At 63.9% G+C, this 26450-nt stretch carries 22 protein-coding genes; 10 read left to right on the top strand and 12 right to left on the bottom strand.

What is annotated here, in order from left to right; translation table 11 throughout:
• Positions 1-14 precede the first annotated feature (14 nt).
• From IVB22_RS05310 to IVB22_RS05300, 3 genes are all read right to left on the bottom strand, one after another.
• Complete coding sequence (locus tag IVB22_RS05310; protein ID WP_247516258.1) at positions 15-1832, bottom strand: flagellar hook protein FlgE; 1818 nt, start codon at positions 1830-1832, stop codon at positions 15-17.
• A gap of 189 nt (positions 1833-2021) precedes the next feature.
• Positions 2022-2522: a peptide-methionine (R)-S-oxide reductase MsrB gene (gene msrB / locus IVB22_RS05305; protein WP_247516257.1), complete on the bottom strand. Its 501-nt coding sequence runs from the start codon at positions 2520-2522 to the stop codon at positions 2022-2024.
• A gap of 63 nt (positions 2523-2585) precedes the next feature.
• Complete coding sequence (locus IVB22_RS05300) at positions 2586-4073, bottom strand: FAD-binding oxidoreductase (protein ID WP_247516256.1); 1488 nt, start codon at positions 4071-4073, stop codon at positions 2586-2588.
• A 94-nt stretch (positions 4074-4167) separates the two neighbouring features.
• On the opposite strand from IVB22_RS05300, the gene IVB22_RS05295 reads away from it, so the two are divergent.
• Positions 4168-4722, top strand: coding sequence for a histidine phosphatase family protein (locus IVB22_RS05295; protein WP_247516255.1), 555 nt, complete (start codon positions 4168-4170; stop codon positions 4720-4722).
• Positions 4723-4881: 159 nt separating this feature from the next.
• Positions 4882-5307: a universal stress protein gene (locus IVB22_RS05290; RefSeq protein ID WP_247516254.1), complete on the top strand. Its 426-nt coding sequence runs from the start codon at positions 4882-4884 to the stop codon at positions 5305-5307.
• Between the two features lie 111 nt (positions 5308-5418).
• Here the strand turns inward: IVB22_RS05290 and IVB22_RS05285 are convergent, their stop codons facing one another.
• The gene (locus IVB22_RS05285) at positions 5419-5655 is read right to left on the bottom strand and encodes a DUF1127 domain-containing protein (protein ID WP_247516253.1); all 237 of its coding nucleotides are present in this window, start codon (positions 5653-5655) and stop codon (positions 5419-5421) included.
• A 179-nt stretch (positions 5656-5834) separates the two neighbouring features.
• On the opposite strand from IVB22_RS05285, the gene IVB22_RS05280 reads away from it, so the two are divergent.
• Positions 5835-7175: a PLP-dependent aminotransferase family protein gene (locus IVB22_RS05280; RefSeq protein WP_247516252.1), complete on the top strand. Its 1341-nt coding sequence runs from the start codon at positions 5835-5837 to the stop codon at positions 7173-7175.
• Between the two features lie 2 nt (positions 7176-7177).
• Here the strand turns inward: IVB22_RS05280 and IVB22_RS05275 are convergent, their stop codons facing one another.
• Together IVB22_RS05275 and IVB22_RS05270 are read right to left on the bottom strand one after the other, a co-directional pair.
• Positions 7178-7786: a YdcF family protein gene (locus tag IVB22_RS05275; protein ID WP_247516251.1), complete on the bottom strand. Its 609-nt coding sequence runs from the start codon at positions 7784-7786 to the stop codon at positions 7178-7180.
• A gap of 95 nt (positions 7787-7881) precedes the next feature.
• Complete coding sequence (locus tag IVB22_RS05270) at positions 7882-8487, bottom strand: hypothetical protein (protein WP_247516250.1); 606 nt, start codon at positions 8485-8487, stop codon at positions 7882-7884.
• Positions 8488-8557: 70 nt separating this feature from the next.
• Here IVB22_RS05270 and IVB22_RS05265 point away from each other — a divergent pair, with 70 nt between their 5' ends.
• Positions 8558-8992: a hypothetical protein gene (locus IVB22_RS05265; protein WP_247516249.1), complete on the top strand. Its 435-nt coding sequence runs from the start codon at positions 8558-8560 to the stop codon at positions 8990-8992.
• A gap of 20 nt (positions 8993-9012) precedes the next feature.
• Here IVB22_RS05265 and IVB22_RS05260 read toward each other — a convergent pair whose 3' ends face one another.
• Entirely contained in the window at positions 9013-11415 is a 2403-nt protein-coding gene (locus IVB22_RS05260; RefSeq protein WP_247516248.1) for an EAL domain-containing protein, read from the bottom strand.
• Between the two features lie 462 nt (positions 11416-11877).
• Positions 11878-12384: a ferritin-like domain-containing protein gene (locus IVB22_RS05255; RefSeq protein ID WP_247516247.1), complete on the bottom strand. Its 507-nt coding sequence runs from the start codon at positions 12382-12384 to the stop codon at positions 11878-11880.
• A 375-nt stretch (positions 12385-12759) separates the two neighbouring features.
• On the opposite strand from IVB22_RS05255, the gene IVB22_RS05250 reads away from it, so the two are divergent.
• Both IVB22_RS05250 and IVB22_RS05245 read left to right on the top strand, forming a co-directional pair.
• Positions 12760-13815, top strand: a complete 1056-nt coding sequence (locus IVB22_RS05250; protein ID WP_247516246.1) for a YbhN family protein — start codon at positions 12760-12762, stop codon at positions 13813-13815.
• 97 nt (positions 13816-13912) lie between these two features.
• On the top strand, positions 13913-15901 hold the full coding sequence (locus IVB22_RS05245) for a hypothetical protein (RefSeq protein ID WP_247516245.1): 1989 nt from the start codon (positions 13913-13915) through the stop codon (positions 15899-15901).
• Positions 15902-15959: 58 nt separating this feature from the next.
• On the opposite strand, the gene IVB22_RS05240 is transcribed toward IVB22_RS05245, so the two are convergent.
• The gene (locus IVB22_RS05240; protein ID WP_247516244.1) at positions 15960-16568 is read right to left on the bottom strand and encodes a DUF2147 domain-containing protein; all 609 of its coding nucleotides are present in this window, start codon (positions 16566-16568) and stop codon (positions 15960-15962) included.
• 124 nt (positions 16569-16692) lie between these two features.
• Entirely contained in the window at positions 16693-17721 is a 1029-nt protein-coding gene (locus tag IVB22_RS05235; RefSeq protein WP_247516243.1) for an NAD(P)/FAD-dependent oxidoreductase, read from the bottom strand.
• A gap of 159 nt (positions 17722-17880) precedes the next feature.
• Here IVB22_RS05235 and IVB22_RS05230 point away from each other — a divergent pair, with 159 nt between their 5' ends.
• Both IVB22_RS05230 and IVB22_RS05225 read left to right on the top strand, forming a co-directional pair.
• Positions 17881-18336 (top strand): thioesterase family protein, encoded by a 456-nt coding sequence (locus IVB22_RS05230; RefSeq protein WP_247516242.1) that lies wholly within the window; start codon positions 17881-17883, stop codon positions 18334-18336.
• Positions 18333-19442, top strand: a complete 1110-nt coding sequence (locus tag IVB22_RS05225; RefSeq protein ID WP_247516241.1) for a S9 family peptidase — start codon at positions 18333-18335, stop codon at positions 19440-19442. Before IVB22_RS05230 ends, IVB22_RS05225 begins: the two co-directional genes overlap by 4 nt.
• A 14-nt stretch (positions 19443-19456) precedes the next feature.
• Here the strand turns inward: IVB22_RS05225 and IVB22_RS05220 are convergent, their stop codons facing one another.
• Positions 19457-19777 (bottom strand): 2Fe-2S iron-sulfur cluster-binding protein, encoded by a 321-nt coding sequence (locus IVB22_RS05220; protein ID WP_247516240.1) that lies wholly within the window; start codon positions 19775-19777, stop codon positions 19457-19459.
• A 139-nt stretch (positions 19778-19916) separates the two neighbouring features.
• A complete protein-coding gene (locus IVB22_RS05215; protein ID WP_247516239.1) occupies positions 19917-20294 on the bottom strand; it encodes an Hpt domain-containing protein in 378 nt (125 codons plus the stop codon).
• A 391-nt stretch (positions 20295-20685) separates the two neighbouring features.
• Between IVB22_RS05215 and IVB22_RS05210 the strand changes: the two genes are divergently transcribed.
• On the top strand, positions 20686-26025 hold the full coding sequence (locus IVB22_RS05210; RefSeq protein ID WP_247516238.1) for a negative regulator of septation ring formation: 5340 nt from the start codon (positions 20686-20688) through the stop codon (positions 26023-26025).
• A gap of 82 nt (positions 26026-26107) precedes the next feature.
• A complete protein-coding gene (locus tag IVB22_RS05205) occupies positions 26108-26401 on the top strand; it encodes a hypothetical protein (RefSeq protein ID WP_247516237.1) in 294 nt (97 codons plus the stop codon).
• The last annotated feature ends 49 nt before the right edge of the window (positions 26402-26450 follow it).

Below are 26450 nucleotides of genomic sequence, written 5' to 3'. Positions count from 1 at the left end.
ACGGCGTCGCGGAATTAGCGCAGTACGTTCAGGAGATCCTGCACCATCGTGTTGGAAGTCGTGATCACCTTGGTGTTGGCCGAGTAAGCCTGCTGCGTGACGATCAGCTTGGTGAACTCGTCGGCGATATCGGTGTTGGATCCTTCCAGCGACGAACCGACGATGGTTCCGGCCTTACCGAACAGCGCCTGTCCGGATCCGTCGGTGACCTCGAACGCCCCGCCATTGACGCGCTTGAGGAAGTTCGTGCCGTTGAAGGTCGCGACCGAGATTTCGGCGAGGTCGAGGTTGCGGCCATTGGAATAGTTGCCAACAATTCGCCCGTTGGTGCCTACGCCGACCGACTGCAACTGGCCGGCCGGAAAGCCGTCCTGCTGGACCTGGTTGACCTGCACGTTGCCATTGGCATCCGCGAATTGAGTGACGCCGCCGGTGCCGAAGTTGATGACGGGACTGCCCAGCGTGACGCCATTGACGACGGCATTGGTGAGTTCCACGGACGGAACCGCCGGCGTCATCTGGCCTGAGGCAGAGAAGGTGAAATTGGTGTTGACGTTCTGCCACGCGACCTGGGTGCCGGTTGCGTTGGGATTGACCTGGTAGAACAGGTTCCAGGTGTCGGTATGGCCAGCGCCAAGCGAGGCGGTGTCGACCTTGGCCCAACGGAACTGCAGGTTCACCGGAGCGCCCGAGACATCGTAGGTCGTGACCGCACCACCCGCTATCGACTCGCCGAGGAACGTCGAGTTGTCGTTGCCGACGACCTGGCCGGTGCCGACGCCGCCGCCGCCGCCGCGCGTCGCCGTCGCGGTACCGTTAAAACCGAGCGCGGCCCAGGCCGTGCCGTTCGAGCTCGTGACCGAGAGATTGTTGGCGAGGCCGGAATGCAGCGTGATCGAGCCCGAGGCGATCGTGGACGTGTACGGGGCTGACGTTCCCTGGAGCGCGTCGATCTTGCCCAGCAAGGTTCCGATGCTGTCGTCGACGTTGATCTGGTTGGCGCCGACGGCGGTGCCCGACGCCATGAAGGTGAGGGTTTGGCCGTTGACCGTAATGGTGTCGCCCGCGACGAAATTGGAAGAGATCGAGTTGGAGGGTGCCGTGCCGCTGAGCAGGGTCGCGGCCGTGTTCGCAACCGACGGCGTCGCTTTGTTGCTCTGAGTGGTGCCGCTCCTGGTGGCGTCGGTATAGGGCGCCTGAGGCGTGCCGAGCGCCAGCGGATTATGTCCAGCGCTGTATGATCCGGGGATGATCAATTCCGATCCGGGAACGGCAACGTCATGCTTGGTTGTCAGCGGATAGCTGGCGAGGTTGGCGCGATAGTCGATCCTGGTGGTTTGCTGCGCCGGCAAAAAGTCGTTCTGGAATCTGAGGACCTGCGGCGAACTGCCGGAAGGGTTGCCGGTGGTCGGATCGATCGGCACGCCCTGCAGATAATAGCCGGCGCCGTTGACGAGATAGCCGCTCTTGTCGAGCTGGAAGTCGCCGCGGCGGGTATAGCGGTCGACGCCGTCGAACACCGGCGTGCCGTCGGTGAAATTGCCGGGCTTTTGCACCGCAAAGAAACCGTTGCCGTTGATCGCCATGAAGGTCGCAACCGAGGCCGTCTGCACGTCGCCCTGCACCGAGTTGGTGGAGCGGGATTGCGTGGTCACGCCGCCCGCGAGTTGCGCGGTCGCTGAGGTCTGCGGAATCAGATCGAGGAAGGAGGTGTCGACGCGCTTGAACGCCGTCGTCTGCGAGTTGGCGATGTTACCCGAGACGTTTTCCAGCGCGTAGGAGTTGGCGCGAAGGCCGCCGACCGCGGTGGTGAGAGCGCCGAAGATACCCATGACATGTTCTCCAAATTCGATCCGGGCGGCTCGCCGTTCCAGGGAAACCGAGGCCGCGTCGTGAGAAGATGTCGCAAGCGTTGTGCCAAACCACAAAATCAATAAAAATCAAAGACTTAAGAAAAAAAGCCCCGGTCCGAAGACCGGGGCACATTTGCCGGGCGGGCAACAATTGCCGAGCAGCGCCGTTCACGAGGCCGACGGAGCAGCCGGGTGAAACACCAGCCCAAACCCGTCGATGCAATAGCGCAAGCCGGTCGGTTTTGGCCCGTCATCGAAGACGTGCCCCATATGTCCACCGCAGCGGCGGCAGTGAACTTCTGTGCGCGTCATCCCGAGCGTCGTGTCCTTGGTTTCGCCAAGGGCGTTGTCGAGTGGCTTCCAGAAACTCGGCCAGCCAGTTCCGCTCTCATATTTGGTGTCCGAAGAGAACAGCGGCAGATCGCAACCGGCGCAGGCAAAGATGCCCTTCCGCTTTTCTTTCAGGAGCGGGCTCGAACCCGGCCGCTCGGTGCCGTGCTTGCGCAGGATTTCATATTGCTGCGGCGTGAGCTGTTGGCGCCATTCGGCGTCGGTCTTTTCCACCTCGAATTTCTCGGCGGCTTGTGCCGGGCTGGTGCGCAGCCAGCGGAAAGCAGCGAGGCCAAACAGGCCGGCCAGGGATGCGAGCAGGATACGGCGGTCGATCATGGAAATCTCCGTGCGAGGCGGGCGTAACGGTTCGCCATCAAGTACGGCCCACGGGCGCCGACGTTACACGGAACCGTCCCGGATTTTCTCACTTTCCTGCGAGGGGACAACCTGGATCCCGCCGTCCTGCGCCCCCGCCGGCCGCGGAGGCTGTGGACGCATCGGGCGTGGCCCAGCCGGCGGACGGCGCTGCGGCATGGTTCCGGCCTGCCGGTTGGCCTCCGCCAATCGCGCCTCGCGCACGCCTTCCCGGGCGCGGGCGCCTTCGCGGTAACGGGCCAGCGCGCCCGCCGCGGCGGAATGGCCCCGCCCCCACAGGCCGATCAGATGGCCGGCGGCGCGGCCGGTGGCGCCGCCCGCCCAGACCAGTTCGAACGGCGAGAACAGTTTCCAGCGTTCCTCGCCCCACAGAATGCTGCGCGCGATGACCTGCCCCGCCATCGCCGAAGTATTCAGCCCATGGCGGCCGAAGCCGCTGGCGACCCACAGTCCTTTGCGCAGCTGGCCGATCTGCGGCATGCCGTGCACGGTCACCCCGACCGCGCCGCCGAACACGTCCGAAATCGCGACCTTGCCGAGCTCTGGGAAGATGGTGGCAATGCGGCGCTGAACGGCGGGTCCAAAGCGGCTTGGCCGCGCCTCCCAGGTGGTTTCCGGACTGGCCCACATCAGCCGGTCACCGTCGACGATCCGGAAATGATCGATGCCGTCACTGTCGGCCACCGACCCCTTGAACGCGATCACCTCGCCCAGCCGCTCGCCGAGCGGCTCCGTTACCGCGGCATAGCGCCAGACCGGCAGCAGCGTCTCCGACAGGCGGCGCAACGGAGCGCCGAGGTGAACGTTGCCGGCCAGCACGATGTGCGATGCGCGGAGCCGCGCCGACGGCGTCACGATGCGCTTGCGAATCCCCGACGGATCGATGCTGACGACCGGCGTATCCTCGAAGATGCGCGCGCCCGCACGCCTCGCCTGCGCGGCAAGACCGTGGATGTATTTGCGGCCGTCGATCTGGAACGCGCGCGGATAATAGATGCCGTGGAAATAGCGTGCCGTCCCGAGCTGAGCGCGAACGCGGTCGACCTGCCATCCCTCGACCTCGGTCTCGAAATCCTCGCTCAGCGTCTGCAGCCGGCTGATCAGCGTTTCGCCGGCGTCGACGGTGGAGACCTCCAGCGCGCCCTCGGTCAGTGCAATTCCCGGCATAGCCTCTTCGGTGGCGGCGGCGCGAACGTAATCAGCGCCCTGCTTCGACATCGCCCACAGCTCGCGCGCGTCCTCCAGGCCGACGCGCTCGATCAGGTCGCCGATCGGAAGACTGTAACCCGGCATCACCGTGCCGAGCTGATGACCGGACGCGTTCCAGCCGACATAGCGGCCTTCGAGCACGGCCACGCTGGCCCCAAGGCGCGCAGCCTCCAGCGCCACCGTCAGGCCGGCAAGTCCGGCTCCCACCACGCAAATGTCAACATCCAGGTCGAATGACAGACGCGAGCGAAAAGGCGCGTCGTCGTCGGGGCCGTTGGTCGCACTTGTGAAAGTCTCGGGCATGGCGTTTCTTACGGACCGCTGCTGCGCTTGTCACCTTGTCCGGGACATGAGCTTGTAGATTAGTCCAGACTAAGACCGAATCGAGATCGCGATCATGCGCCGTTTGATGCTGCTGCGTCACGCCAAGACCGAACACGCCGCGCCTTCGGGCCATGACCAGGACCGCCGTCTCGACGAGCGCGGCCGGCTCGATGCCGCCGCCATCGGAACCTGGATCGGCCGGCATCCGCCCCTCCCCGACGCGGTCCTGGTTTCGACCGCGGTGCGGGCGCGTCAGACCTGGGAGATCGCGCGCGATGCGATGAAGGATGCAGCGCAGGAACGGCTTCCGCAGCCGCAGGTCGAATTGCTCGACGAACTCTACGGCGCCGAGCCGGCGCAGCTCCTGCGGATCATCCGCATGGTCGAAGTCACCGATCCCGCGCGCTTGATGCTGATCGGCCACAATCCCGGCATGCATGAGCTGGCCTTGATGCTTGCCGGCAGCGGCGACGCAGCGGCGAAGAAGTCACTTGAGGACAACCTGCCAACCGCTGGCCTGGCCATCCTGGATTTTGCGGTCGACGACTGGAGCGAGGTGGCGTTCCGGCGCGGCAAACTCGTGCGCTTCACCAGCCCGAAATTGCTGAAGCAGGCGCTGGACGATTGAGGCAGGCGGACTTCCCTCCCCCGCCATGCTAAGCTCTCCACGACGCGGTTTTCGAGCGAATTGAGAACAAGTTCGCGTAAAAGAAAACATGTCAAAACAAAAGGCTGGAGCCCGATCCTGATAAGTCAGGACCGAACGGGCTCAAGCCAGGAGGCGCAGATGTTCAAGTCGATTCTCGTGCCGATCGACCTGGCCGATACCGATCTGGCCAAGCCCGCAATCGCAACGGCTGCGACGCTGTCGCAGACCTGGAATGGCTCGGTGCGCCTGCTCAACGTATTGCCGATGACGCCGGTGATGCTGGCGGAATATGTGCCGGCCGATTTCGACGCCCAGCAGCGCGCCACTTCGGAAGAAGCGCTCACCATCGTGGCGAAGGAATCCGGCATCGAGGCGTCGCGCATTTCCGCCGCAGTGCGGCAGGGCGGCATCTATCACGAGATCCTCGAAGAGGCGGCGGCGATCAAGGCCGACCTGATCGTGATGACCTCGCACCGGCCGGCGATGCGGACCTATTTCCTCGGTTCCAACGCTGGCCATGTCGTGCGCTATGCCAGATGCTCGGTGCTGGTGGTACGGCACTAGGGCCATTTCCGTTCCGATGGAATAATTTGCGCGGTACGCGATCCGACAAACAAATTCGGCCCGGTCGATCGACCGGGCCGTTTGATGTGCAGAGCGATCAAACCAGGCGCCTTACATGATGCGCCCGAAATCCGGATCGACGTTGCCGCGCACGGCCGATTCAATCCGGCTGCGTTCGATGCCGATGTCGCGGAGCGCGCGATCGTCCAGTTCGCTCAGCGTCTGGATGGCGTGGCGGTGCGCAAAATAAGTGACGATGCCGTTTACCCAGTTTCCGAGGACGCGGAAGAATCCGCCCGGGACGCTTTGGGGAGCAGGTTGGCCTGCCGTCGAATAGATCGTGGTCATCGCACTTCTCCTTGCTTTCACGCGGCAAGCCGCTGCCGCCGGCGCAAACGCTTGCGAGAGCGCTTGCACCTTAATGGACCGATTGTTTGCACCCCTCTCAGTGCAATCTCTGGCTTGATGGTTCCAAAATGATCCGATACAATGCTCGGTGCAAGGAAAACATTGCTCTCGGTGCAATAATGTCAAAATTCGAGTACCTGAAGCTTGCCGATACCGTCGCCGCCGAGATCGCCAATGGCGGCCTCAAACCCGGCGACCGCCTGCCGCCGCAGCGCAGCTTCGCCTATGAGCGGAAGATCGCCGTCTCCACGGCGAGCCGCGTCTACACCGAGTTGCTGCGCCGCGGCCTCGTGGTCGGCGAAGTCGGTCGGGGCACGTTCGTTTCGGGCGAGACGCGCCGCGGCATCCCCATGCCGACTGAGCCGCGCGGCGCGCGTATCGATCTGGAAGTGAACTATCCGATCCTGCCGACGCAATCGGTGATGATCGCAAGGAGCCTTGCGGGGCTGGAGCGTCCCGAAGTGCTCGATCTCGCGTTGCGGCACTCGACCACGACAGGCACGCAGGCGGCACGGACCATTTCCGCCGAGTTTCTCTCCCGCGAGGACTGGTCCCCGGCCCCCGATCAACTCGTCTTCACCGCGAACGGCAGGCAATGCATCGCCGCGGCGCTGGCGGCGATGGTGCCGAGCGGCGGCCGCTGCGGCGTCGAGGCGCTGACCTATCCCTTCATCAAGGACATCGCCGCGAGGTTAGGCGTCACGCTGGTGCCGCTCGCGATGGACGAGAACGGCGTTCGTCCGGACGCGGTGCAGAAGGCGCACCGCGAGGCGCATTTGTCGGCGCTGTACGTTCAGCCGACGATTCAGAATCCGCTCGGGATGACCATGCCGCAGGCGCGCCGGACCGACCTGCTGCGCGTCGTCGAGAAGCTCGGCCTCACGATCATCGAGGACACGGTCTATGGCTTTCTCGACGAAGAAACGCCGATGGCCGCGCTCGCGCCGGATAGCTGCATCACGCTCGACAGCCTATCGAAGAAGGTGGCGCCCGGCCTCGCGCTCGGCTTCATCGTTTCGCCGCCGCGCCTGCGCGAGCGCATCATGGCCGCGGTTCGCTCGGGCGGATGGACGGCTTCCGGATTTGCCTTTGCCGCCGGACAACGACTGATGGCTGACGGCACGGTGGCCGAACTGTCACGCCTGAAACGGATCGATGCCGCGCGGCGCCAGCAGATGGCGGCCAGGTACCTCGCCGGCTTCGAAATCCAGGCGAACGCCAAATCCTACCATCTCTGGCTCACTTTGCCCTCGCATTGGCGCTCGCAGACATTCGTCGCCGCCGCGGCCCGGCGCGACATCGCGCTGACCCCCTCGACCACCTTCGCCGTGATCCCCGGCCATGCCCCAAACGCCGTCCGCCTGGCGCTTGGCGCCCCGAGCACCGAGCAGCTCGATCTGGCGCTGCGAACGCTCTCGGGAATGCTGACGGCGAAAGAGGACGTCGATACGACCGAGTAGAGCTACCGATCGCGCGTTTCACGCCGCGGCCATTCCGCGATAAAGCCCCTCGCCTTGTACGGCTCGATCTTGTGCCATTCCCTAAGCATGCGGCGGCTGAACTCCGCGTCGGTGTGCCAAAGCGCCCGCGGCGTCCTGAAACTGTCGACCATGACCAGCATCTTCTCCACTTCCGGCCAATGCCGATGCAGCGTCATCGGATAGCGGCGCGCCGTCCAGCTATTGCCGAGACAGATCACGCTGCGGATGCTGGCGAGCCCGAGCGCGGCGTCAATGATCGGCAGCGAGAAGATAACGTTCTCGCCGGTGTTCATTGCGCGATCCTCTCTCAGGATGATGTCGGCCGGAACGCCGCGCGCGGCCATTGCACCGGCAATGATCTCGCATTCAGACAGATCGGATCCTGGCGTCACGCCGCCGCTCACGATCGCCCAGCGAAAAAACCCTTCGCGCCACAACCGGCAGGCTTCAGCGACGCGCTCCTCGACGTCCTCGCGCGTGCCGAACACGAACAGCAGGTCGGCCGGCCGTAGCGGCGTCTCGATCAGATGCCGCGCATTGATCGCGGCAATCTCGGCTTCCGTCGGCGATCGCGTCGGTGGGGGTGTCACGGCAACTCGCCTGTTTATTGGGAATGCTGCACAGAGTGCCGTGCCCTGCGGCGCTTCGCGAAATCACATTTCGTGTCGCTTGATTGCGAAGCCTGTTACGGCAGCAATGTCTCGGGAAGCGCGTCGAACGAATATCTGCGTGGCCGATTGCGCTTGATGAAGCCGCCGATGGTCCAGGCAAACCAGATCGCCATGCCGACAAGAAACAACGCGCCGGTGAATTCGGAAGTCGCAAGCGCCCGGACGAGAAGTCCGATCATGGCGATGGCCAGCAACGCCACCATCGTAACCGCTGTGGCATAGGTCACCGTCCCGATGCCGCCGGTCAGGGAAGCCTTGCTGCCTGCCGCCTTCATTCTTCGATGCAGCTCGGTGATGAAGGCGCGGTAGCCCTGATCCTGCGGCGTCATCAACGAGACGGTCTGCCAGGTCGTCGAAAGGATGGCGATCCGCCCGCCGCCGGTCCTTGCGATATCGGCGCGAAAGCGGCGGGACTGCAGCGACATCGGTCGATACGACAGGCGAATCGAAGCGATATCGGCATACGGCCACACGCCGGACCGGCGGCCGATCCGCCACGACAATCCGGCCTCCGTCAGTTCGAACTGATACGCCGACGAGATCAGTGACGCCTTGTAGACGTAGCTGATCGTGCGCGCACCCTCGCCTTCCCCGGCCTGGTTCGGTAGTGATGTCGGCAATCCAAAATATCCCGTATCGTTTGAAGCCGCCTGCTTGCGCGGTGAGCCGGCTTTACCTTACAAGCGGGCCATGGCCGAGACGACTTATTTTCCGCGCCGCCTGATCCTGGCCGGCGCGATTGTTTCCGGAGTGCTGCTGGCGCTGGCCGTGCACATGCTGGGCGCGCGTTACGGCCTCGATCTCGGCGGCCTGTGGCGGTCCGATACCAGCGAATTCATGCCCGCGGGCGCGGCGATCGCGTGGTGGCTGATCGCGACCGTCGGCTTTTCCGGCGGCTATTTTACCGCCAACCTGATGCACAGCGCGGCCTCGGGCCAAATTCCGCAGCGGATGCGCCAGTTCCTGATCGCCGTCGGGGTGTTGATCCTCGCGGGCGCGGGACAGGCCGCCTCGGCGCCGAGCCCCGTTCCGACCATTTCGGGCGTGCTGGCAGGCCTTGCAGCCCTATGCCTCGGCGCGGCAATGGCGTTCTGCGGTGCGCATTTCGCGTTGCTCAAGGCCTGAAGAAACAAGGCTTGAGAAAACTAGGCGACGACCCGGGCCCGTGCCTTCGACAGCATCGATTCCACCTCGGCTGCGGGACGCGGCGGGCTGAACAGATAGCCTTGCGCCTGTGTGCAGCCTTCCTGGCGCAACAGGTCGAACTGCGCGTCGGTCTCGACGCCTTCGGCCGTGGTGACGATGCCCAAGCTCTTGCCGAGGCCGGTCACGGCGCGGACGATCGCCATCGAATCATCGCGCGTCGCCAGTTCAGTGACGAACGAACGGTCGATCTTGATCTTGTCGAACGGGAAGCTGCGCAGGTAGCTCAGGGATGAATATCCGGTTCCAAAGTCGTCCAGCGAAATCCGGACGCCAAAGGCGCGAAGCTCGTGCAGAACCGAAAGCGTTGCCTCGCTGTTCTGCAGCAGCACCGATTCCGTGATCTCGAGCTCGAGCCGGTTCGCCGGAAGACCGGAGGCTTTCAGCGCCTCCTTCACCGACAATACCAGATTGGGATTCTTGAACTGCACCGGCGAGAGATTGACGGCGACGCCGACATCCCGCGACCAGCCGGCCGCGTCCATGCAGGCCTGGCGCAACACCCAGTCGCCGATCGGCACGATCAGGCCGGTTTCTTCCGCCAGCGGAATGAAGTTGATCGGAGAGATCATGCCGCGTAGCGAATGATTCCACCGCACCAGGGCTTCGAAAGCAACGACGACGTCCTTGGCGACGTCGCGGATCGGCTGGTAATAGACTTGGAATTCCTCGCGCTGCAGTGCGGCGCGCAAGTCGAGTTCCAGCAGCCGCCGCGCCTGGGCGCGGGCGTCCATCCCGGTCTCGAAGAAGCGATAGGTGCCGCGGCCGTCCTCCTTGGCGCGATAGAGCGCGAGATCGGCTTTCTTGAGGAGTTCGTCAGGATTCTTGCCGTCCTCCGGCGCCAGCGAAATACCGATGCTGACGCCGATGACGAGCTGGTGTCCGGCGATTTCGTAGGGCGCGGAAACGTGCTCGACCACGTGGCTGGCGAGCAAGGCAACGGCGGATGGATCGCAATCGCTGCAGAACTGCACGATCGCGAATTCGTCGCCGCCCAGCCGCGCCACCGTGTCGTGGTCGGTGATGCATTCGCCGAGACGACGGGCGACTTCCTTCAGGAGCGCGTCGCCGACCGGATGACCGAGCGAATCATTGATGTCCTTGAAGTGGTCGAGGTCGAGACAGAGCACCGCAAGCTGATCGCTGCGTTTGGCAAGCCGCAAGGCCTTTTCGAGTTGCTCGCGGAACAGCGTCCGGTTCGGCAGATTGGTCAGCGCGTCATGGCGCGCCATATGCGAGATCTGTTCCTGGGCGGCCTGCCATTCGGTGATGTCTTCAAAGGTAGCGACCCATCCGCCGCCCTTCATGGGCTGATCGACGACGCGAAGCGAACGTCCGTTGCGGCTCACCGTCCTGGTCACACTGTTGCCGGCCTTGGCCGCAGCGATCACGCTGGCGACGAACTGATCGGGATCGCCGTCCCATCGATTGACCGCTTTCTGCTGCCGGAGCACATCGAGCAGCAAACGACCCTGGAGAGCCATGCCGGTCCGTCCCATCATTTGGGCATAGCGTTCGTTGTACAAGAGGATGCGGCCATCCGCATCGAACATGGAAAGTCCCTGCGACATGTTGTCGAGTGCGGTGTCGAGCAGGACTTTCTGCCCATGGAGTTCGCCCTTGGCGCGGCGGTCGATCATCGACGCCAGCAGCGACAAGCCGAGGATGGCGAAGGCCGCGACCGCCGTCAGAAACGAAAGCGCGGTCGGAGAAATCGACAGCCCGTCGGTACCGAGAGTCGGATCGGGAATGAGCGTGACGGCGCCCATCGCCGTGAAATGATGCGAAACGATGGCAACCGTCAGCAGCCCGGTGGCGGCCACGGTATGGCCGAGATTGTCGCGACGTGCGGCGACAAGAAGCGCGATGGCCGCGAACAGGCTGCCAAACACAATCGAGGCCACAACGATGCCGGGCGACCACACAATGAACGCCGGAAGCTCAAGTGCCGCCATGCCGGTATAGTGCATCGCTGCGACACCGCCGCCGATGACGGCGCCGCCGAGGGCGACTACCGATTGGCGCGCGCTGGACAACGCAATGCAGAGGCCGATGGCGACGATGGTTATCGCGAAGACCAGCGACAACAAGGTGATGGGTATGCTGTATCCGGCGCTCGCGCCGGGATCGTAGGCCAGCATCGCGACGAAATGGGTGGCCCAGATTCCACAGCCTCCGACAGCCGCATCGAGGCCGATCCAGACCGCCCGCGCTCGGCCGCGGGACGCCCTGGCCCGATGAAACAGGCTGATTGCGACCGCACTGGCGAGCCAGCAGATGGTGCCTGCCAATACGACCAGGCGCCAGTCATGCTCGGCGGTGAGACAAGTTAGAACGCGGTACATTTACAGACTCCCCCGTGGCCTGTAATTGCGGCTCCATTCGTATATTTGAGGTAACCGCCACAATTCACTTGCGCGGATGGTGAACAACGGTTTGAAAACTCACCGGAAGTACCCCCCGCCGATGGTTAAGTTCGGGTTAGCCAAACATTCCTGGAACGGCTTCCGGAGCGGCTTTAGTGACGGCGAGTTCGCTTCGCGAATCCGGTCTACCTCATCTTGGACAGCTTCATCGACGTGCCCAAAGAATCGCGACAGCAGCGGTCAGCAAAACGCCGCCGCAATTACCAGCGAAGCGCTTCGCATGGATCACCTCGATTTGGGGATCCAATGCCATTCAACGACGTCGGTTTCAGCATAACATTTCGTCAAACATCGAAGTATAGATGTATCCGACCGTTTCCTTACGACAAAAACCGCGCGAGGTGGCCCCGCGCGGCTTTTTGCCTCATTCAACAGGAGAGATCAGCTTGCGGCTCGCAGGTTGACCTTGCCTTCCGCCAGCGAGGCCAGCTTGGTGTCAGTCTTCTTTTCCTCATCGAGCGTCTGCTGCAGAATGCTGGCGCAGTCGTTGCGCCCGAGCTGGCGCGCCCACGCGATCAGGCTGCCGTAGCGGGTGATCTCATAGTGCTCGGCGGCTTGGGCTGCGTTGATCAGGGCTGCGTCCAGCACGGCCTTGTCCGCGATCTCGCCCGCGACGTCGTCGGCTTCCTCGATGATGCCGTCTATCGCCGGACAATCGACCGCCTTCACCTCGGCGCCGTGCATCCGGAATACCTCCTCAAGGCGCTGCACATGCGTCTTTGTTTCGTCGAGATGGGTCAAAAAACCCTGTTTAAGCTGCTTATCGGTCGCTTTTTCCGCCATCTTCGGCAGAGCCTTCACGAGTTGTTTCTCGGCGTAATAGATGTCCTGCAATTGATGGATAAACAGGTCGTTCATGGTCTTGATGTCTTTGGTGAAGAGTCCCATTGCCGTCCTCCGTTGGGAACATGCAGGCGCAGGCCCTTTCCCGGCCTGACATGCGCTTCATGTTCGATCGCTGATGGGAAGCTAACCGGCTCCTGAAAAGGATGTTCCTAAGCACCTCAAAAACGCCGTGATGGAACGACGGAACGGCAAAAAGAGCACGCGGAACGGACCTCGTTGCGACTCAAAATCGTTAACGCGGCGACATATGTAGGGCGTATGACAAAGGTGGCGGACGAAGCCAAAAGGCATGCTTGTCAAGGGCTGCACAACGGTCCGGTTTTGGCTTATGGATTGCGCGAACGGTGCCTCTGACCGTCGACTGTCACCTGTCGTGACAGACCTTAATATTTACGTTGCCGCCCGCCGGGAGGATGAATGCATCGGCTGCTGACCGCGCTCGGGCGTGGCTTCAAGAAGAAGATCGGCTGGAAACGGCTGGGTATCGCTGCGAGTCTACTCATCATCGGTCTTGCGATTACGCACCTGGTTCACACCCTCAAGGGGGTCGATACCGGGGTTATCCTGACTGCGCTCACCGACATCGCCCCGCATCGGATCGCGCTGGCCGCGCTGTGCGTGGTAGGCGCGTTTTGCACGCTGACTTTCTATGATTTCTTTGCGTTGCGAACCATTGGCAAGACGCACGTGCCCTATCGCATCGCCGCGTTGTCGAGCTTCACCAGCTACACCATCGGCCACAACATCGGCGCCACCGTCTTTACCGGCGGTGCGATCCGGTTCCGGATCTATTCCGACTACGGTCTGACCGCGATCGATGTCGCAAAAATCTGCTTTCTCTCCGGCCTGACCTTCTGGCTGGGCAATCTGTTTGTGCTCGGCTGCGGCATGGCCTGGCATCCCGAGGCGGCAACGGCGATGGACCTGCTGCCGCCGGCGATGAACCGGCTGATCGCGCTCGGCTGCCTCGCCGGCATCGCCGCCTATTTCGTCTGGCTGCTGATGGGCGAGGGTCGCCGCGAGCTTGGGCAGAACGGCTGGAAGGTCGTTTTGCCGTCTGCCCGGCTGACGCTGCTGCAAGTCGTGATCGGCGTCGTCGATCTCGGGTTCTGCGCGCTGGCGATGTATCTGTTGATGCCAACCGAGCCGCATATCGACTTCGTTTCGCTGGCGGTGGTGTTCATCCTGGCGACGCTGCTCGGCTTTGCCAGTCATGCGCCCGGCAGCATCGGCGTGTTCGACGCCGCGATGCTGGTGGCGCTGCCGCAGTTCGGCAAGGAGGCGTTGCTGGCGACGTTGGTAGTGTTCCGGATCCTGTACTTCCTGATCCCCTTCGGCATCTCGATATGGATCATGGGCACACGCGAACTATGGCTCAGCGTGGTACAACCCTGGCTGGAGCGGCGTCGGCTTGGCGAAGCCTGCACGGCCAAGGCCCGGGTGCGACAACCGATCAAGGGCCGGCAATCCTGAGGCTGGTAACGGCGTCGTTATCTGCGCTGTCTGGTCTTTTGAGGCAGAGCTGCCTCATTCTCTTATTTCTGCCTTACCGCTAACGTCAAACGACGCCATGGCTGGAATTCTCTTACGTTCGATGCTGTCGGTCGCGCTGGTCGCCGGCGCGCTGGCCGGCATATCCACGTCGGCTGCGGAAGCACAGACCGCCGGCGGCTACGGGCCGCTGCAGATTTCCTGGGAGGTGCGCAACCGTTTCCGCCTGTTCCGCGAGGAGCGGGATTTCCTGCTGCACGCTGAAAGCGGCCGGGGCCGCAGCGTGCTGGCTTCGGAGCAGGTGCTGGCAATCCAGAGCGACGGCCGCGGCTGGGCGCGCAACACGGTGAACCGGCTCTGTATCGATCTGGCCGGCCGCGTCAGCGAGCCCTGCACCCGCGACAACGTCAAGGAAAGCTATCTGACGCCGATCGATCATCCGATCGTGATCCGCCTGACCGGCCCGGTGCCGGTCGGCGCCACCTGCGCCTGGACGGTCGACGATGGCGACGGCCCGCAAACTTCCACCTTCGACTGCGCCGAACCGGTCAATCTCCGGGTCCGCTACGGCCGCACCACGGTGGTGACCGCCGACGTGTCCAGCTCGGATGGTAGTCAGCGCGTTTTCACCGAGATCGCGGTGCGCGACATCTTCATCGCCGGCCTCGGCGACAGTGTCGCTTCCGGCGAGGGAAATCCGGACCGGCCGATTGCGCTGGCCGATGAAGGCTTTTGCTTCCGCTCGTATCTTGGAACGGCAGCCGCGCAATACTACCGTCCGAGCCGCGCCGGCTATAAGGGCGGACGCGCCTGCGAAGCGCCGGACTTGCTGACGGTGTGGCAGCGCCAGAGCGCGCTCTGGTTCAATCCCGCCTGCCACCGTTCGCTCTACAGCTATCAGACCCGGACCGCGCTGGCGCTCGCCGTGCGATATCCGCACATCGCGGTGACTTACCTGCCGCTGGCCTGCACCGGCGCCACCATCGCCGACGGGCTGTTCGGCTCGCAGCGCGCCCGTGACTGCCTGCCGTCGAAATCGGGCGGTGCGTGCCAGGGCACCGTCAACGGGCAACTGGCCGAACTGCGCGAAGCGATTACCGCCGCGAAACGCCGCCAGCCGGATCGCAAGCTCGACCTGGTGCTGCTGTCGGTCGGCGCCAACGACATCTATTTCTCTGGCCTCGTCGCCGATGTGATCGTGGACACGGCGACCGAACGCGCGCTGTTTCGGCGCAGCGGCGTGATGGCCTCGGTGGACGACGCGCGCAGCGCGATGACGCGGGATCTGCCGCAGGGCTTTGCCAAGCTGCGCGAGGCGTTGAAGCCGCTGGTCGGCGGCGACCTGTCGCGCGTGGTCTACACCTCCTACGCCAATCCAACGGTGGCGAATGGCGGCGCGCCCTGCCCCGGCGGACGCGCCGGCTTCGACATTCATCCCTCCTTCAATGCCCAGCCGCAGCGGCTGGCCGCCGTGTCGAACTTCGTCGAAAGCGAATTCCTGCCGCAGTTGAGAGGGCTGGCGCTGTGCGAGGGCGGCATCCTGTGCCGCAATCCGAGCACCGACCGCATGACCTTCGTCGACAGCCATCAGACCAGCTTTGCCAGTCACGGCTTCTGTGCGCGCGCCGAAAGCGATCCCGAATTCGACCGGCAGTGCTTCTCGGCGACCGGCAACAGCTTCGATCCCGATATCGTCACCGCCGCCAGCCAGCCGATGTTGTGCGGCCGCAGCGCCGGCGAGTACCGCGCCTATCTGCCCCGCGCGCGCTGGATCCGCGATGCCAATGACAGCTACTTCGCGGCGATGACTTACCCTCAAGGCCTGCCGACATCGCAGCAGCCGGCCGACATCCATGACGCAACCTGGGGCGTCTTGTCGGCTGTCTATGGCGGCGCGGTGCATCCGAGCGCCGAGGGCCACGCCGCGATGGCCGATGCCGCCGTGCCGGCCGCCGCCGCCGTGCTGCAGCTCGATGCGGGGGTGCCTGAAGTCACGTCGCAGCCGGTGGCGCCGATACCGGTCGCGCCGGGCGCGCCGCGGCCACCCGGCAGAACCGGCCTGAACTAGAGCGTTTTCCAGCGAAGTGGAGACCGGTTCGCGTCAAGAAAACGCGTCAAATCAAAATCTAGCGCGCAGGTGCAGGAATTGGTGCTGGCGAAGTGGTCTTCTTGGGCGCTGCGGGGGCCTTTGCCGGACCAGCCGCCGGCTTCATCGCCGCGGCCTGTGCCGGCAGATATTTTGCGATGATCGCGGGATCGACCTGCGCCAACTCCGTGTCCGGCAGTCGGGTCCAGACCTCATCCTTGCCCAGCAGCGAGATACCGAGATAGCCGCGCATCGTCAGCGTCTGCCCATCCGGGCTCAGCGTCATCTTGGCCTTGTAGATCTTGCCGTCGCGCGGATCGAGCACGTTGCCGTTCTCGTATTTCAATCCGTCGCGCTTCATGTCGCGGATGAAGGAGAGCCCGAGCCACGGCGCGTCCTTACGATCGTCGGTGCATTTCGAGCAGACTGGATTGGGAGGATCGCCGGGCTCGGAAAAAAGCTTGGCGAACGCGCCTTCGAAGAGGCCGTTGCGATCGACCACCAGAAACCATCCGACCGGTTTGCCCTTCTCGACCTTCTGCCAAAGGCCGGTCGCAGAAGGTTCCGCCGTCTGTGCGGCGAGTTCACCGGCAAACGCGAGCCCGATCACGAGCGGAAGTATCAGTTGAAGTCCGGTCAGCTTGCGCATCGTTATCACCTGATCAATCCCCAAATGAATGGCCGCAGACTAAGGCCATTTCGCGGACGGTTCCAGTAACGATCGCCGCGCGGTTCCGGCAAAGCTCCGCGGGCCCAACTGTCATATTTTGGGATCAGTTGACCCCGAGCTTCTTCTGCAGGCTCGACGACGAGGTGGTGTACTGGAACACCAGCCGCTTGTCCGGATAGACGTAGCGGTGCGCCTTCTGCGCCATCAGCGCGCCTTCGTGGAATCCGGACAGGATCAACTTGAGCTTGCCGGGATAGGTGTTGATGTCGCCGATCGCGAAGATGCCGGGAACATTGGTCTCGAACGCCGCGGTGTCGACCGGCACCAGATTGTTCTCGAGCGCGACGCCCCAGTTCGCCACCGGGCCGAGCTTCATGGTCAGTCCGAAGAACGGCAGCATCGTATCGCAGTCGACTTTCGAGATCGCGTTGTCGTTGCTTTTCATCACGGCCGCGGAAAGCTTGCCGCCCTCGCCTTCCAGCGAAGTGACCTGACCGATCCTCAGATCCATTTTTCCGCCAGCCACCAGCGCGCGCATCTGCTCGACGCTGTGAGGCGCGGCGCGGAAATCGTCGCGCCGGTGCAGCAGCGTCACGCGTTTCGCAACCGGATGCAGGTTAAGCGTCCAGTCGAGCGCGGAATCGCCGCCGCCGACGATCAGGATGTTCTTGTCGCGGAACTGCTCCATCTTGCGCACGGCATAGAACACGGAGGAGCCTTCATAGGCCTCGATGCCCGGCACCGGCGGACGCTTTGGCTGGAACGAGCCGCCGCCCGCCGAAATCGCCACCACCTTGCATTCGAACACCTGGCCGGCATCGGTCGTCACGCGAAAGCCGGGATCGCCGATCTTCTCGATCGTCTCCACCATCTCATTGAGATGGAAAGTCGGATGAAACGGCTTGATCTGTTCGAGCAGCGCGTCCGTCAGGCCCTGGCCGGTGACGAAGGGAATGCCGGGAATGTCGTAGATCGGTTTTTCCGGGTAGAGCTCCGCGCACTGGCCGCCGATCTTGTCGAGGATGTCGACCACATGCGCCTTCATGTCCAAGAGGCCCAGTTCGAAAACGGCAAACAGGCCGCACGGACCCGCGCCAATAATCAGCACGTCGGTTTTGATCACTTCGCTCATGTCAGCTTCTTTTCGGTTGAACCTGGCGGGAAGGCCGCATCTGTCTAGCCAACCCGGGGCTGACAGGAAAGCCATAATATGGCGTTCGCGGCGGCGGCAACCCCTTGCCGTCATTCGACAACTGGGCTGTAAGGGAACGAGATATTCGGAGATGACCCCGTGAACGCCCCCTTGCGTCCGGACGCGACCCCACGTCTGGAGGATTTTCCCTACCGCTTGTCGGACAATGTGAGATTTGCCGACCTCGATCCCAACCAGCACGTCAACAACGCGGTTTACGCCACCTATTTCGAAACCGGCCGCGTCACGCTGATGAAGGACCGCAGCTACGGGCTGATGCCGGAAGGGCTCGGCTGGATCATGGTGCGGATCGATATCCATTTCCGCGCCGAGTTGCACTGGCCGGGCAAGATCGAATTGGGGCTTGGCGTCGCAAAGTTCGGCCGCACCTCGGTGAGCTTCGATCAGGTGGTGTTTTCCGAAGGCAAATGCGTTGCGTCGGCGCGCGCGATCACCGTCCTGATCGACGAGACCACGCGCAAGCCCGTGCCGCTGACGTCCGAACTGAAGGCGAAATTTGCGCCGTGGATCCGCAGCGGCGTGGACCCCGGATGACGCGTGCCGCGCTGCTCCTTCTTGCGTTCGCCGGCGCCGCGCTACAGCCTGCCGCGGCGGCGGACTATCATCGCGAGGACCTGCGGATTCCGATGGAGGCTGCTGGCCCGCGCGGACTTGAGGCGATGCTGTTGCGGCCGTCGGGCACGCGCCGCTATCCACTCGCCTTGATCAGCCACGGCACTCCGCGCGAAGGGTCGGCGCGAGCGCCGATGTCGCCGTATGGATCCTATCGGCAAGCCCTCGAATTGGCCCGCCGGGGCTTTGCGGCACTGGTCTTCATGCGCAGAGGCTACGGCGATTCCGGCGGCCAATATGCCGAGAGCAGCGGCCCGTGCGACAGGCGCGAATATTTGCGTGCGGCATGGCAGTCGGCCAGCGATCTGCGCGCGGCGATCGAGGCCATGCGTAGCCGGACCGACGTTTCGACCAATGGCATGATTGCGGTCGGCGTCTCCGCCGGCGGCTTCGCGTCGTTGGCGCTGACCGCCGATGCGCCGCCGGGGCTCGCCGCGGCGATCAACTTCGCCGGTGGCCGCGGTTCGCGCGCTGACAATGACGTCTGCGACGAGGATGCGCTGGTCCGCGCCTTTGCCACGCTGGGAAAGACGTCACGGATTCCGACGCTGTGGATCTACGCGCAGAACGACAAGTTCTTCGGGCCCGAACTGGCGCGCCGAATGCACACAGCCTTTACCGGCAACGGCGGGCGGGCCCAATTCGTCGATTTCCCGCCCCATGGCGATGACGGCCATTCTCTGTTTTCGCGCGGGATACCGCTCTGGACGCCCGCGCTGGATGGCTTCCTGCGCGATCAAAATCTGGGAACGCGCGATATCGCCGCGATGCCAGCGCCATCGCAACTGCCGCCGCCGCAACAATTGCGCGACAAAGGGCGCGCAGGATTTGCCGATTATCTCTCTGCGCGCCCGCACAGGGCCTTTGCCGTCTCGCCAAAGGGAGCTTTCGCTTATCGCGGCGGGCGGCGGTCGGCGCGTGAAGCGACGGAGGCTGCTCTCGCCGCCTGCGCGGAGTACGCGTCCGATTGCGCGCTATATGCCGTCGACGACCATCTCGCGGAGACCGCCAACGCCGGATCGCGCTGAATGTCTTTCGGACTTCAGGCCTGCCGTTCCGGCGTCGACACCACGAGGCCGTCGAGGTCGTCGCTGACCTTGATCTGGCACGACAGGCGCGAGTTCGGCCGCACGTCGAAACCGAAATCCAGCATGTCTTCTTCCATCGGGGTCGGAGCGCCGACCTTCTCGCGCCACGGCTCCTCGACATAGACGTGGCAGGTCGCGCAGGCGCAGGCGCCGCCGCATTCGGCTTCGATGCCGGGAATGGCGTTGCGGATCGCGGCTTCCATCACGGTCGCGCCGTTCTCGACTTCAATAGTTCGTTTCTCGCCGGTATGGTCGACAAAGTGGATTTTGGCCATGATCGCTCGTGCTGCCGAATAGGTAATGAAGGTCCCGGCAGTCCTATAACGGGTCGATCCGCACAGCGCCAGCGGTCGGGACGAAAACCTTAAGGCAGGCACTTTACCGGGATTTTGGCCGATACGGACCGCTTTCCGTTCAGGAACGGCGCAGATCCGCCTCGATCGCCGCCCGCGCCTCTGCAACCGTCTCGCCAAGTTCGGCGAGCGCAGCGGACGCATCGAAGCCGCGGGCGATGGCCGCCTCCAGCCGGGTTGCGGCATCGGCGACGGCGAAAGCGCCTATCGCGCGGGCCGAGCCCTTCAGCGTGTGCGCCAGCGCGCTGGCATCCGCAGGTTTGGCAGCGAGCGCTCGCACAAGTCTTGCCGACTGGGCCACGAACATCGCCAACACCTCCTGCTCGAGGCCGGCATCGCCGAGCGTCATGCGGTTGAGATGTTCGAAATCGATCGGCCCGTCATCGGGAGCCAGCGGCGGCGATGGCATCCATTCTATCCGTTCAAGATGAAGCGGCATGACTTAAGGTCCGGATCGCCTCGCCGCAGCGGTTCGGAGAGGCCATTTTCAACAGCCAATCACGGCACCCGTTAACGAAACGTTCTGTGAATTCACCACATCTTTGCCTTGTTTTAGACACCAATCTGCCGTGATCGACGATTCAGTTCCAGAAATCTGTGTATCCTTAAGGCCTTAAGGAACAAAGCTGTTAACGATGATTAACAATGTCTTAATCGCGGCCATTTCATTCGTATCGCTCAGCCAATAGGATGTTTGCGGATGTAGCGGACAAGCTGCCGGCGGGCACGCTTGCGGTCCGCGGGGGATTATGAATCCGGCTTCGAGCTTGCGGGGGCGTTTTTTGCAAGAACGGCCGGATGCGTAATAGTTAAGAGGGCTCGGACTGAACATGGCGAACAATCCCAAGAAGGTCAAAGATCCCACTGAAGTCGCGCTCTCCGCCATTCAGGAAGCGCTCAACATCAGCGATACGACCGTCGACACCAGCCGAAATTCGATCGGAGGCGAACTCTCGTCGCCGACCATGCCGTCCGCCGCGCCGACCTATTCCGAAAACCCGTTCGACACGCGCGCAAGCGCCGATCGGCCGGTGTTCGATCCGATCGAAGAGCCGCGCAGCCCCCGTCGCGCCGCCAATGACGATCGCGAAACCATCGGACAGATTCTGCAGGCGATCCAGAAGAACCAACCTGCCCGCAGCGTCTACACGCTTGCCTCCGTGTTTGGCGGCGTCTGGGTGATCGGTTGCGGCCTGCTGACCGTCAGCTTCCTGCCCGCGCTGCAGGCGGCGATCGGACAGAGCGGCGGCGTGCTGGTGCTCGCCGGCCTTGCCGCGTTGTTCTTTGCGCCGGTGCTGTTGTTTTATTTCCTCGCCAGCCTCGCCTGGCGCGGCCAGGAAATGCGGATGATCGCGCAGTCGATGGCGCAGGTCGCGATCCGCTTCTCCGAGCCCGAGGGGGCCGCCGCCGATTCGATGGTGACCGTGGGGCAAGCGATCCGCCGCGAAGTCGCCGCGATGGGCGATGGCGTCGAGCGCGCGATCGCGCGCGCCGGCGAACTCGAAACGCTCGTCGCCAATGAAGTCGCAGCGCTGGAGCGCGCGTATTCCGACAACGAGGTGCGGATCCGCGCGCTGCTGCAGGACATCGCGCATCAGCGCGACAATCTGGTCGGCCAGGCCGAGCAGGTTCGCAGCGCCATTTCCGGCGTCCAGATCGATCTGCGCCACGACATCGCGCTGATCTCGGATGCGATCGCCTCGCGCGTCGACGAGGTTGCCAAAAGCATCACCGGCGCGCTGGAAGAGCGCGGCCAGCACATCACGAGTGCGCTGAGCCATGCCGGCGACAACATGATCCTCGCGCTCGGCGAGCGCGGCGGCGACCTGCTCGATCGCCTGGAAGAAGCCAGCGCCGAGACCACGCGCGCCGTGCTCGACGCCTCCGAGCGGCTCACCACCAGCCTCAACTTCAAGACCGGCCACGTCCACGACGAGTTCGTCGATCTGGCCGATCGCGTCCACGAGATGCTGAACGAACGTATCGACCGCATCACCGGCGAATTCGAACAGCGCTCCTCGACCATCGTCGACGGCATCTCCGACCGCACCGAGCAGGTCCACGACTCCCTGAAGAACTCCTCCGACTCGCTGCTGCTCGAACTCGAACTGCGCTCGGGCGATCTCGTCAGCAAGATCGACGATGCCGGCAACCGCCTGGCGAGCCGCATCCTCACCTCCGGCGACAAGGCCAGCGACGCGCTCGACGTGACCGTCAACACGCTGGTTGCCAAGGTGATCAGTCAGACCGAAAACGCGCACGACAGCCTCGCGCTGCAGATGAGCGCGTACGACGAACTGGTGAAGAACCAGGGCGGTGAACTTGCGGAAAAGTTCGCCCGCGATAGCGGCACGCTCGGCGCGCTGATCACGCGCCACATCTCGGAGTTCGATCGCACCGTCAAGACCTTCGGCGGCGAGATCGTCGAGCGTATGGGCGCGCGGACCCAGGAGATCAGCGACAGCCTGAAGGATTACGTCGACACTTTCGACACCCGCCTGGTTGCGAACAGCGGCGAGATCACCGCCTCCCTCGATCAGCGCCTGCTGCAGTTCGAAACCACGCTCGGCACCCGCGTCAGCAACCTCGACACTTCGCTCGAAAACAAGCTCAAATGGTTCGATGAGACCGTCGACGGCCGTCTGCAATCACTGGAGACAACATTCGACACCCGCGCCAGGTCCGTCACCGAGACCATCGACAACCGCCTCAGCACCCTGACGGGCTCGCTGACCGACGGCGCGGCGCAGGCGATCCAGTCGATTGACCAGCGGCTCAGCCTGCTCACCTCCTCGTTGACCGAGGGCACCGCGCAGGCGATTGCAGCGGTCGACCATCGTATTGCCAATGTCACCGAAACCCTCGACGGCCGCAGCGTCTATCTGACCGACACCATCCAGGCGCGGTTCCAGGAAATTCATCAGGGCATTGAGACGCGGGTTGGCGACATCGCCAGTGGACTCGAGACGCGAGTCGGCGGCATCGCCAGTGGTATCGAGACCCGCGTCGGCGACCTCGCCAGCGGTATCGAGACTCGTGTCGGCGCCATCGCCGGCGACATAGACACCCGCGTGGCGCAGTTCGAGGATCTGCTCGGTTCGCGCATCGAAGCCGTGGCAGGCCGGATCGAAAGCAGCGGCCGCCAGGCCAGCGAAGACCTGATGTCGCGCGCCGAAATGCTGTCCTCCGGCATCAAGTCTCATGTCGAGGACGCCGAGCGTTCGCTGACCAATCTCGTCGTCAACACCGCAGAGACCATCCAGACCGGCGCGCGCACCGCGCAGCAGGCGCTGCTGACGGTTTCCTCCGACGTCGGCGCACAACTCAAACTGACCTCGGCCGAGGTCGAAGCCGCCCTCGCCGCGGTCGGCACCGGCGCGGCAGCCTCGATCGTGACCAGCGCCCAGGAGGCCCAGACCACGCTGGTGTCGGCCTCCTCCGAAGCTGCTACGCAGATCAAATCTCTCGCCGCCGACGTCGAGCGCACCCTTTCGGCCGCAGGCGACGCCACGGCCGCCTCCGTCCTGTCAGGGGCGCGCGAGGCGCAGACCACGCTGGTGACCGCATCCGCGGACGCGGCAAACCACGTCAAGTCGCTTGCCGCCGACGTCGAGCGTTCGCTGTCGATCGCAGGAACGACGACCGCCGAGGCCGTCACCGCAGGCGCCCGCGAAGCACAAAGCACGCTGGTCGCCGCCTCTACCGAGGCCGCCAACCAGGTCAAGTCGCTCGCAGCCGACGTTCAGCGTTCGCTCTCGATCGCCGGAACGGCGACCGCCGAGTCGATCACTGCAGGCGCCCGCGAGGCCCAGAGCACGCTCATGAATGCGTCCGCCGACGCATCGAGCCAGGTCAAGTCGCTCGCCGCCGACGTGGAGCGTTCGCTCTCGATGGCCGGCAATGCCACCGCCGAGTCGATCACGACGGGCGCGCGCGAAGCGCAGAACGCGCTCATCACGGCGTCGACCGAAGCCGCCAACCACGTCAAGTCGCTGGCGATCGATGTCGAACGCACGCTGACTGCGGTCGGCGCCGGCACTGCCGCCTCCATCCTCGGCACCGCGCGCGAAGCCCAGAGCTCGTTTTCTGCGACCTCCACCGACGCCGCGAACCAGATCAAGGCGATCGCCGCCGACATGGAGCGTTCGCTCGGCGTCGTCACCGCCAGCACCACCGACACCATCCAGACCACTGCGCAGAACGCGCAGAGCGCGCTGGTCGCCGCAACGAACGAGGTCAGCACCAAGGTCAAATCGACCTCGGCCGATATCGAGCGTTCGGTGCTCGCCGCGAGCAGCAATTTCGGCTCGACGATGACCGGCAAGACCGACGAAATCGTCACCTACGTTCAGCAGCAGACCGACCGTCTGGCGCAGATCGTCGACAGCCGCCGCGGTTCGCTGGTCGAGGCGCTCTCTTCCAGGACCACGCAACTGACGACCGACATCGACCGCGTCACCGCAGACGCGCTGAAATCGATCGAGAGCCGCGGCCAGGCCTTCTCGCAATCGATGTCGACCCACGGCTCGGAAGTCGCGCGCACGATCACGTCGGCCGGCGACCTCGCCACCGGCGCGGTGGCCAAATCGCTGAAGGACCTCGAACAGGCGTCGCGTTCGGCCATCGACCAGTCGCGTCAGGTCTCGATCGCCGCCGTCACCGAAATGCAGGAGACCAGCAAGATCCTGCGCACCGATACGGTGGCGCTGTTCGAACGGCTGCGTGAAGGCAACATCCTGCTGCAGGAAGTGCTGACCGGCGCCCACGACAACCTCAACTCGCTGGAGCGCGCGCTGGTGACGCGCGTGGCCGACTTCGTGTCCGCCATGAACGACGTCACCGCCCGCAATGGCATCGCCACGCAGACGCTGGAAGACCAGCTCACCGTCTTCAACAGCAAGACCACGAAGGCGTTGGAGGATCTCGGCGCGCTGTCGAGCGAGTTCGAGAAGCACGGCAAGGAACTGGTCGACGCAGCCGGCGTGGTCGAACAGGCCAACCGTACCACCTCGACCTCGGTCGCCGACCGCAAGTCGCAGCTTGAATCGCTGGTGACCACCATCGACCTGCGCACTACCGACCTCGACCAGCGGCTGTCGCGCTTCACCGGTCTGCTCGACGAATCGCTCGCCGCGGCCGAAGAGCGCGCCCGCGACATCGCCCGCGTGGTCGCGGAAACCGCCGGCGCCGGATCGGCCGCGATCAGCCGCCAGTTCGAAGCGGTGCGCACAGCGGCCGAAAACGAGCGGCAGCAGACCCTCAATGCGATGAACGACCTGTACCAGCAGAGCAACCACGAGACGGATGCGATGTTCAAGGAGTCGACCGAGAAGTTCGGTGCGATGGTGCAGTCCATGAAGCAGATGGCGGCCGAGATGCATAACGAGCTCGAGGCAACCCGCAACGAGCTGCGCCGCGGCGTGCTCGAAATGCCGCAGGAGGCCGCCGACAACACCGCGCAGATGCGCAAGGTGATCGTCGACCAGATCGAGGCGCTCGCCGAGCTCAACCGGATCGTCGCCCATCATGGCCGCGGCCTCGACGTCGTGACCTCCGGCCGTGCCAGCGTGCAGCGCCAGGAAGAGCCCGTAATGGCAGCCGCCTCCGGCGGCCGTAACGAGGTACGCATGCGCGACGCCGGCAGCGCATCGACGCTGCCGCCGCCGGACCTCGGCATGCCGGCCACGCGCCGTGCTGAAGCCCCGCCGGTCTTGCCGGCAAGCCAGGACGCTGGACGCGGCGACGGATGGCTGTCCGACCTGCTCCACCGCACCGATAACGGCGGCGGTGGCGGACGCGAAGCTCCCCGTGGCCGCCCGCCGCAGACCCCCGCCAATCCGCTGGAGTCGCTGTCGCTCGACATCGGTCGGCTGATGGATCGCAACCTCGCCTCCGAAATGTGGGACCGCTATCAGCGCGGCGAGAGCAAGGCGTTCACCAAACGGCTCTACACGCCGGCCGGCCAGAAGGCGTTCGACGAAGTCGCGCGCAAATACCGCGCCGACCGCGGCTTCAAGCAGACCGTCGACCGCTATATCGCCGAGTTCGAGCGGCTGCTCGACGAGGTCGCCCGCGAGGACCGCGGACCGCAGGCGCTGCGCGGCCACCTCACCTCGGAAACGGGGCTGGTCTACACCCTGCTCGCGCACGCGGCGGGGCGGCTGGGGTAAGCAGCGAACAACGCGAGACGAATATCGAATGAAAGCGGAGGCCTCGCGGCCTCCGTTTCTGGTTTGAAGCCTGGTGGCTTGAATGCGCTATGTGACAATCGATGGAATGCTCTCGGGAACAGGGATCCGGGATTCCCTTACCGGGGAGTATCTGGATCTCAACGAAGTCGGACTTTCTCCTGAACTCGTCCGAAGAATCGAAAAGTGGGTGATCGACTACGAAACTGCCCACTACGGTCAGTTCAATGATGAAGTCGAAAATCAACGACTAGATCAGGACGGCATCGAAATTGCGCGGCAGGCGCAATCACAGCTACCCGAAATGAAGGTTGCGTATTTCTCGAACGCACAGATGAAAAAAATCGGCTTCAAATAAGACGTTGCGGTGAGGTCGAACAGCCCTTGCCCACGCCGTCCTTGCGAGG

This window comes from Bradyrhizobium sp. 190 (genome assembly GCF_023073415.1).
Lineage (GTDB): Bacteria > Pseudomonadota > Alphaproteobacteria > Rhizobiales > Xanthobacteraceae > Bradyrhizobium.
The sequence above is the reverse complement of the archived record's forward strand: the minus strand, read 5'-3'. Positions and strand labels throughout refer to the sequence as shown.

What these genes read in the sequence shown, in the direction of transcription:
- IVB22_RS05310 (WP_247516258.1), bottom strand. Translation starts at nt 1,832, where the DNA reads ATGGGTATCTTCGGCGCTCTCACCACCGCGGTCGGCGGCCTTCGCGCC.
- msrB (WP_247516257.1), bottom strand. Translation starts at nt 2,522, where the DNA reads ATGATCGACCGCCGTATCCTGCTCGCATCCCTGGCCGGCCTGTTTGGC.
- IVB22_RS05300 (WP_247516256.1), bottom strand. Translation starts at nt 4,073, where the DNA reads ATGCCCGAGACTTTCACAAGTGCGACCAACGGCCCCGACGACGACGCG.
- IVB22_RS05295 (WP_247516255.1), top strand. Translation starts at nt 4,168, where the DNA reads ATGCGCCGTTTGATGCTGCTGCGTCACGCCAAGACCGAACACGCCGCG.
- IVB22_RS05290 (WP_247516254.1), top strand. Translation starts at nt 4,882, where the DNA reads ATGTTCAAGTCGATTCTCGTGCCGATCGACCTGGCCGATACCGATCTG.
- IVB22_RS05285 (WP_247516253.1), bottom strand. Translation starts at nt 5,655, where the DNA reads ATGACCACGATCTATTCGACGGCAGGCCAACCTGCTCCCCAAAGCGTC.
- IVB22_RS05280 (WP_247516252.1), top strand. Translation starts at nt 5,835, where the DNA reads ATGTCAAAATTCGAGTACCTGAAGCTTGCCGATACCGTCGCCGCCGAG.
- IVB22_RS05265 (WP_247516249.1), top strand. Translation starts at nt 8,558, where the DNA reads ATGGCCGAGACGACTTATTTTCCGCGCCGCCTGATCCTGGCCGGCGCG.
- IVB22_RS05260 (WP_247516248.1), bottom strand. Translation starts at nt 11,415, where the DNA reads ATGTACCGCGTTCTAACTTGTCTCACCGCCGAGCATGACTGGCGCCTG.
- IVB22_RS05255 (WP_247516247.1), bottom strand. Translation starts at nt 12,384, where the DNA reads ATGGGACTCTTCACCAAAGACATCAAGACCATGAACGACCTGTTTATC.
- IVB22_RS05250 (WP_247516246.1), top strand. Translation starts at nt 12,760, where the DNA reads ATGCATCGGCTGCTGACCGCGCTCGGGCGTGGCTTCAAGAAGAAGATC.
- IVB22_RS05245 (WP_247516245.1), top strand. Translation starts at nt 13,913, where the DNA reads ATGGCTGGAATTCTCTTACGTTCGATGCTGTCGGTCGCGCTGGTCGCC.
- IVB22_RS05240 (WP_247516244.1), bottom strand. Translation starts at nt 16,568, where the DNA reads ATGCGCAAGCTGACCGGACTTCAACTGATACTTCCGCTCGTGATCGGG.
- IVB22_RS05235 (WP_247516243.1), bottom strand. Translation starts at nt 17,721, where the DNA reads ATGAGCGAAGTGATCAAAACCGACGTGCTGATTATTGGCGCGGGTCCG.
- IVB22_RS05225 (WP_247516241.1), top strand. Translation starts at nt 18,333, where the DNA reads ATGACGCGTGCCGCGCTGCTCCTTCTTGCGTTCGCCGGCGCCGCGCTA.
- IVB22_RS05220 (WP_247516240.1), bottom strand. Translation starts at nt 19,777, where the DNA reads ATGGCCAAAATCCACTTTGTCGACCATACCGGCGAGAAACGAACTATT.
- IVB22_RS05215 (WP_247516239.1), bottom strand. Translation starts at nt 20,294, where the DNA reads ATGCCGCTTCATCTTGAACGGATAGAATGGATGCCATCGCCGCCGCTG.
- IVB22_RS05210 (WP_247516238.1), top strand. Translation starts at nt 20,686, where the DNA reads ATGGCGAACAATCCCAAGAAGGTCAAAGATCCCACTGAAGTCGCGCTC.
- IVB22_RS05205 (WP_247516237.1), top strand. Translation starts at nt 26,108, where the DNA reads ATGCGCTATGTGACAATCGATGGAATGCTCTCGGGAACAGGGATCCGG.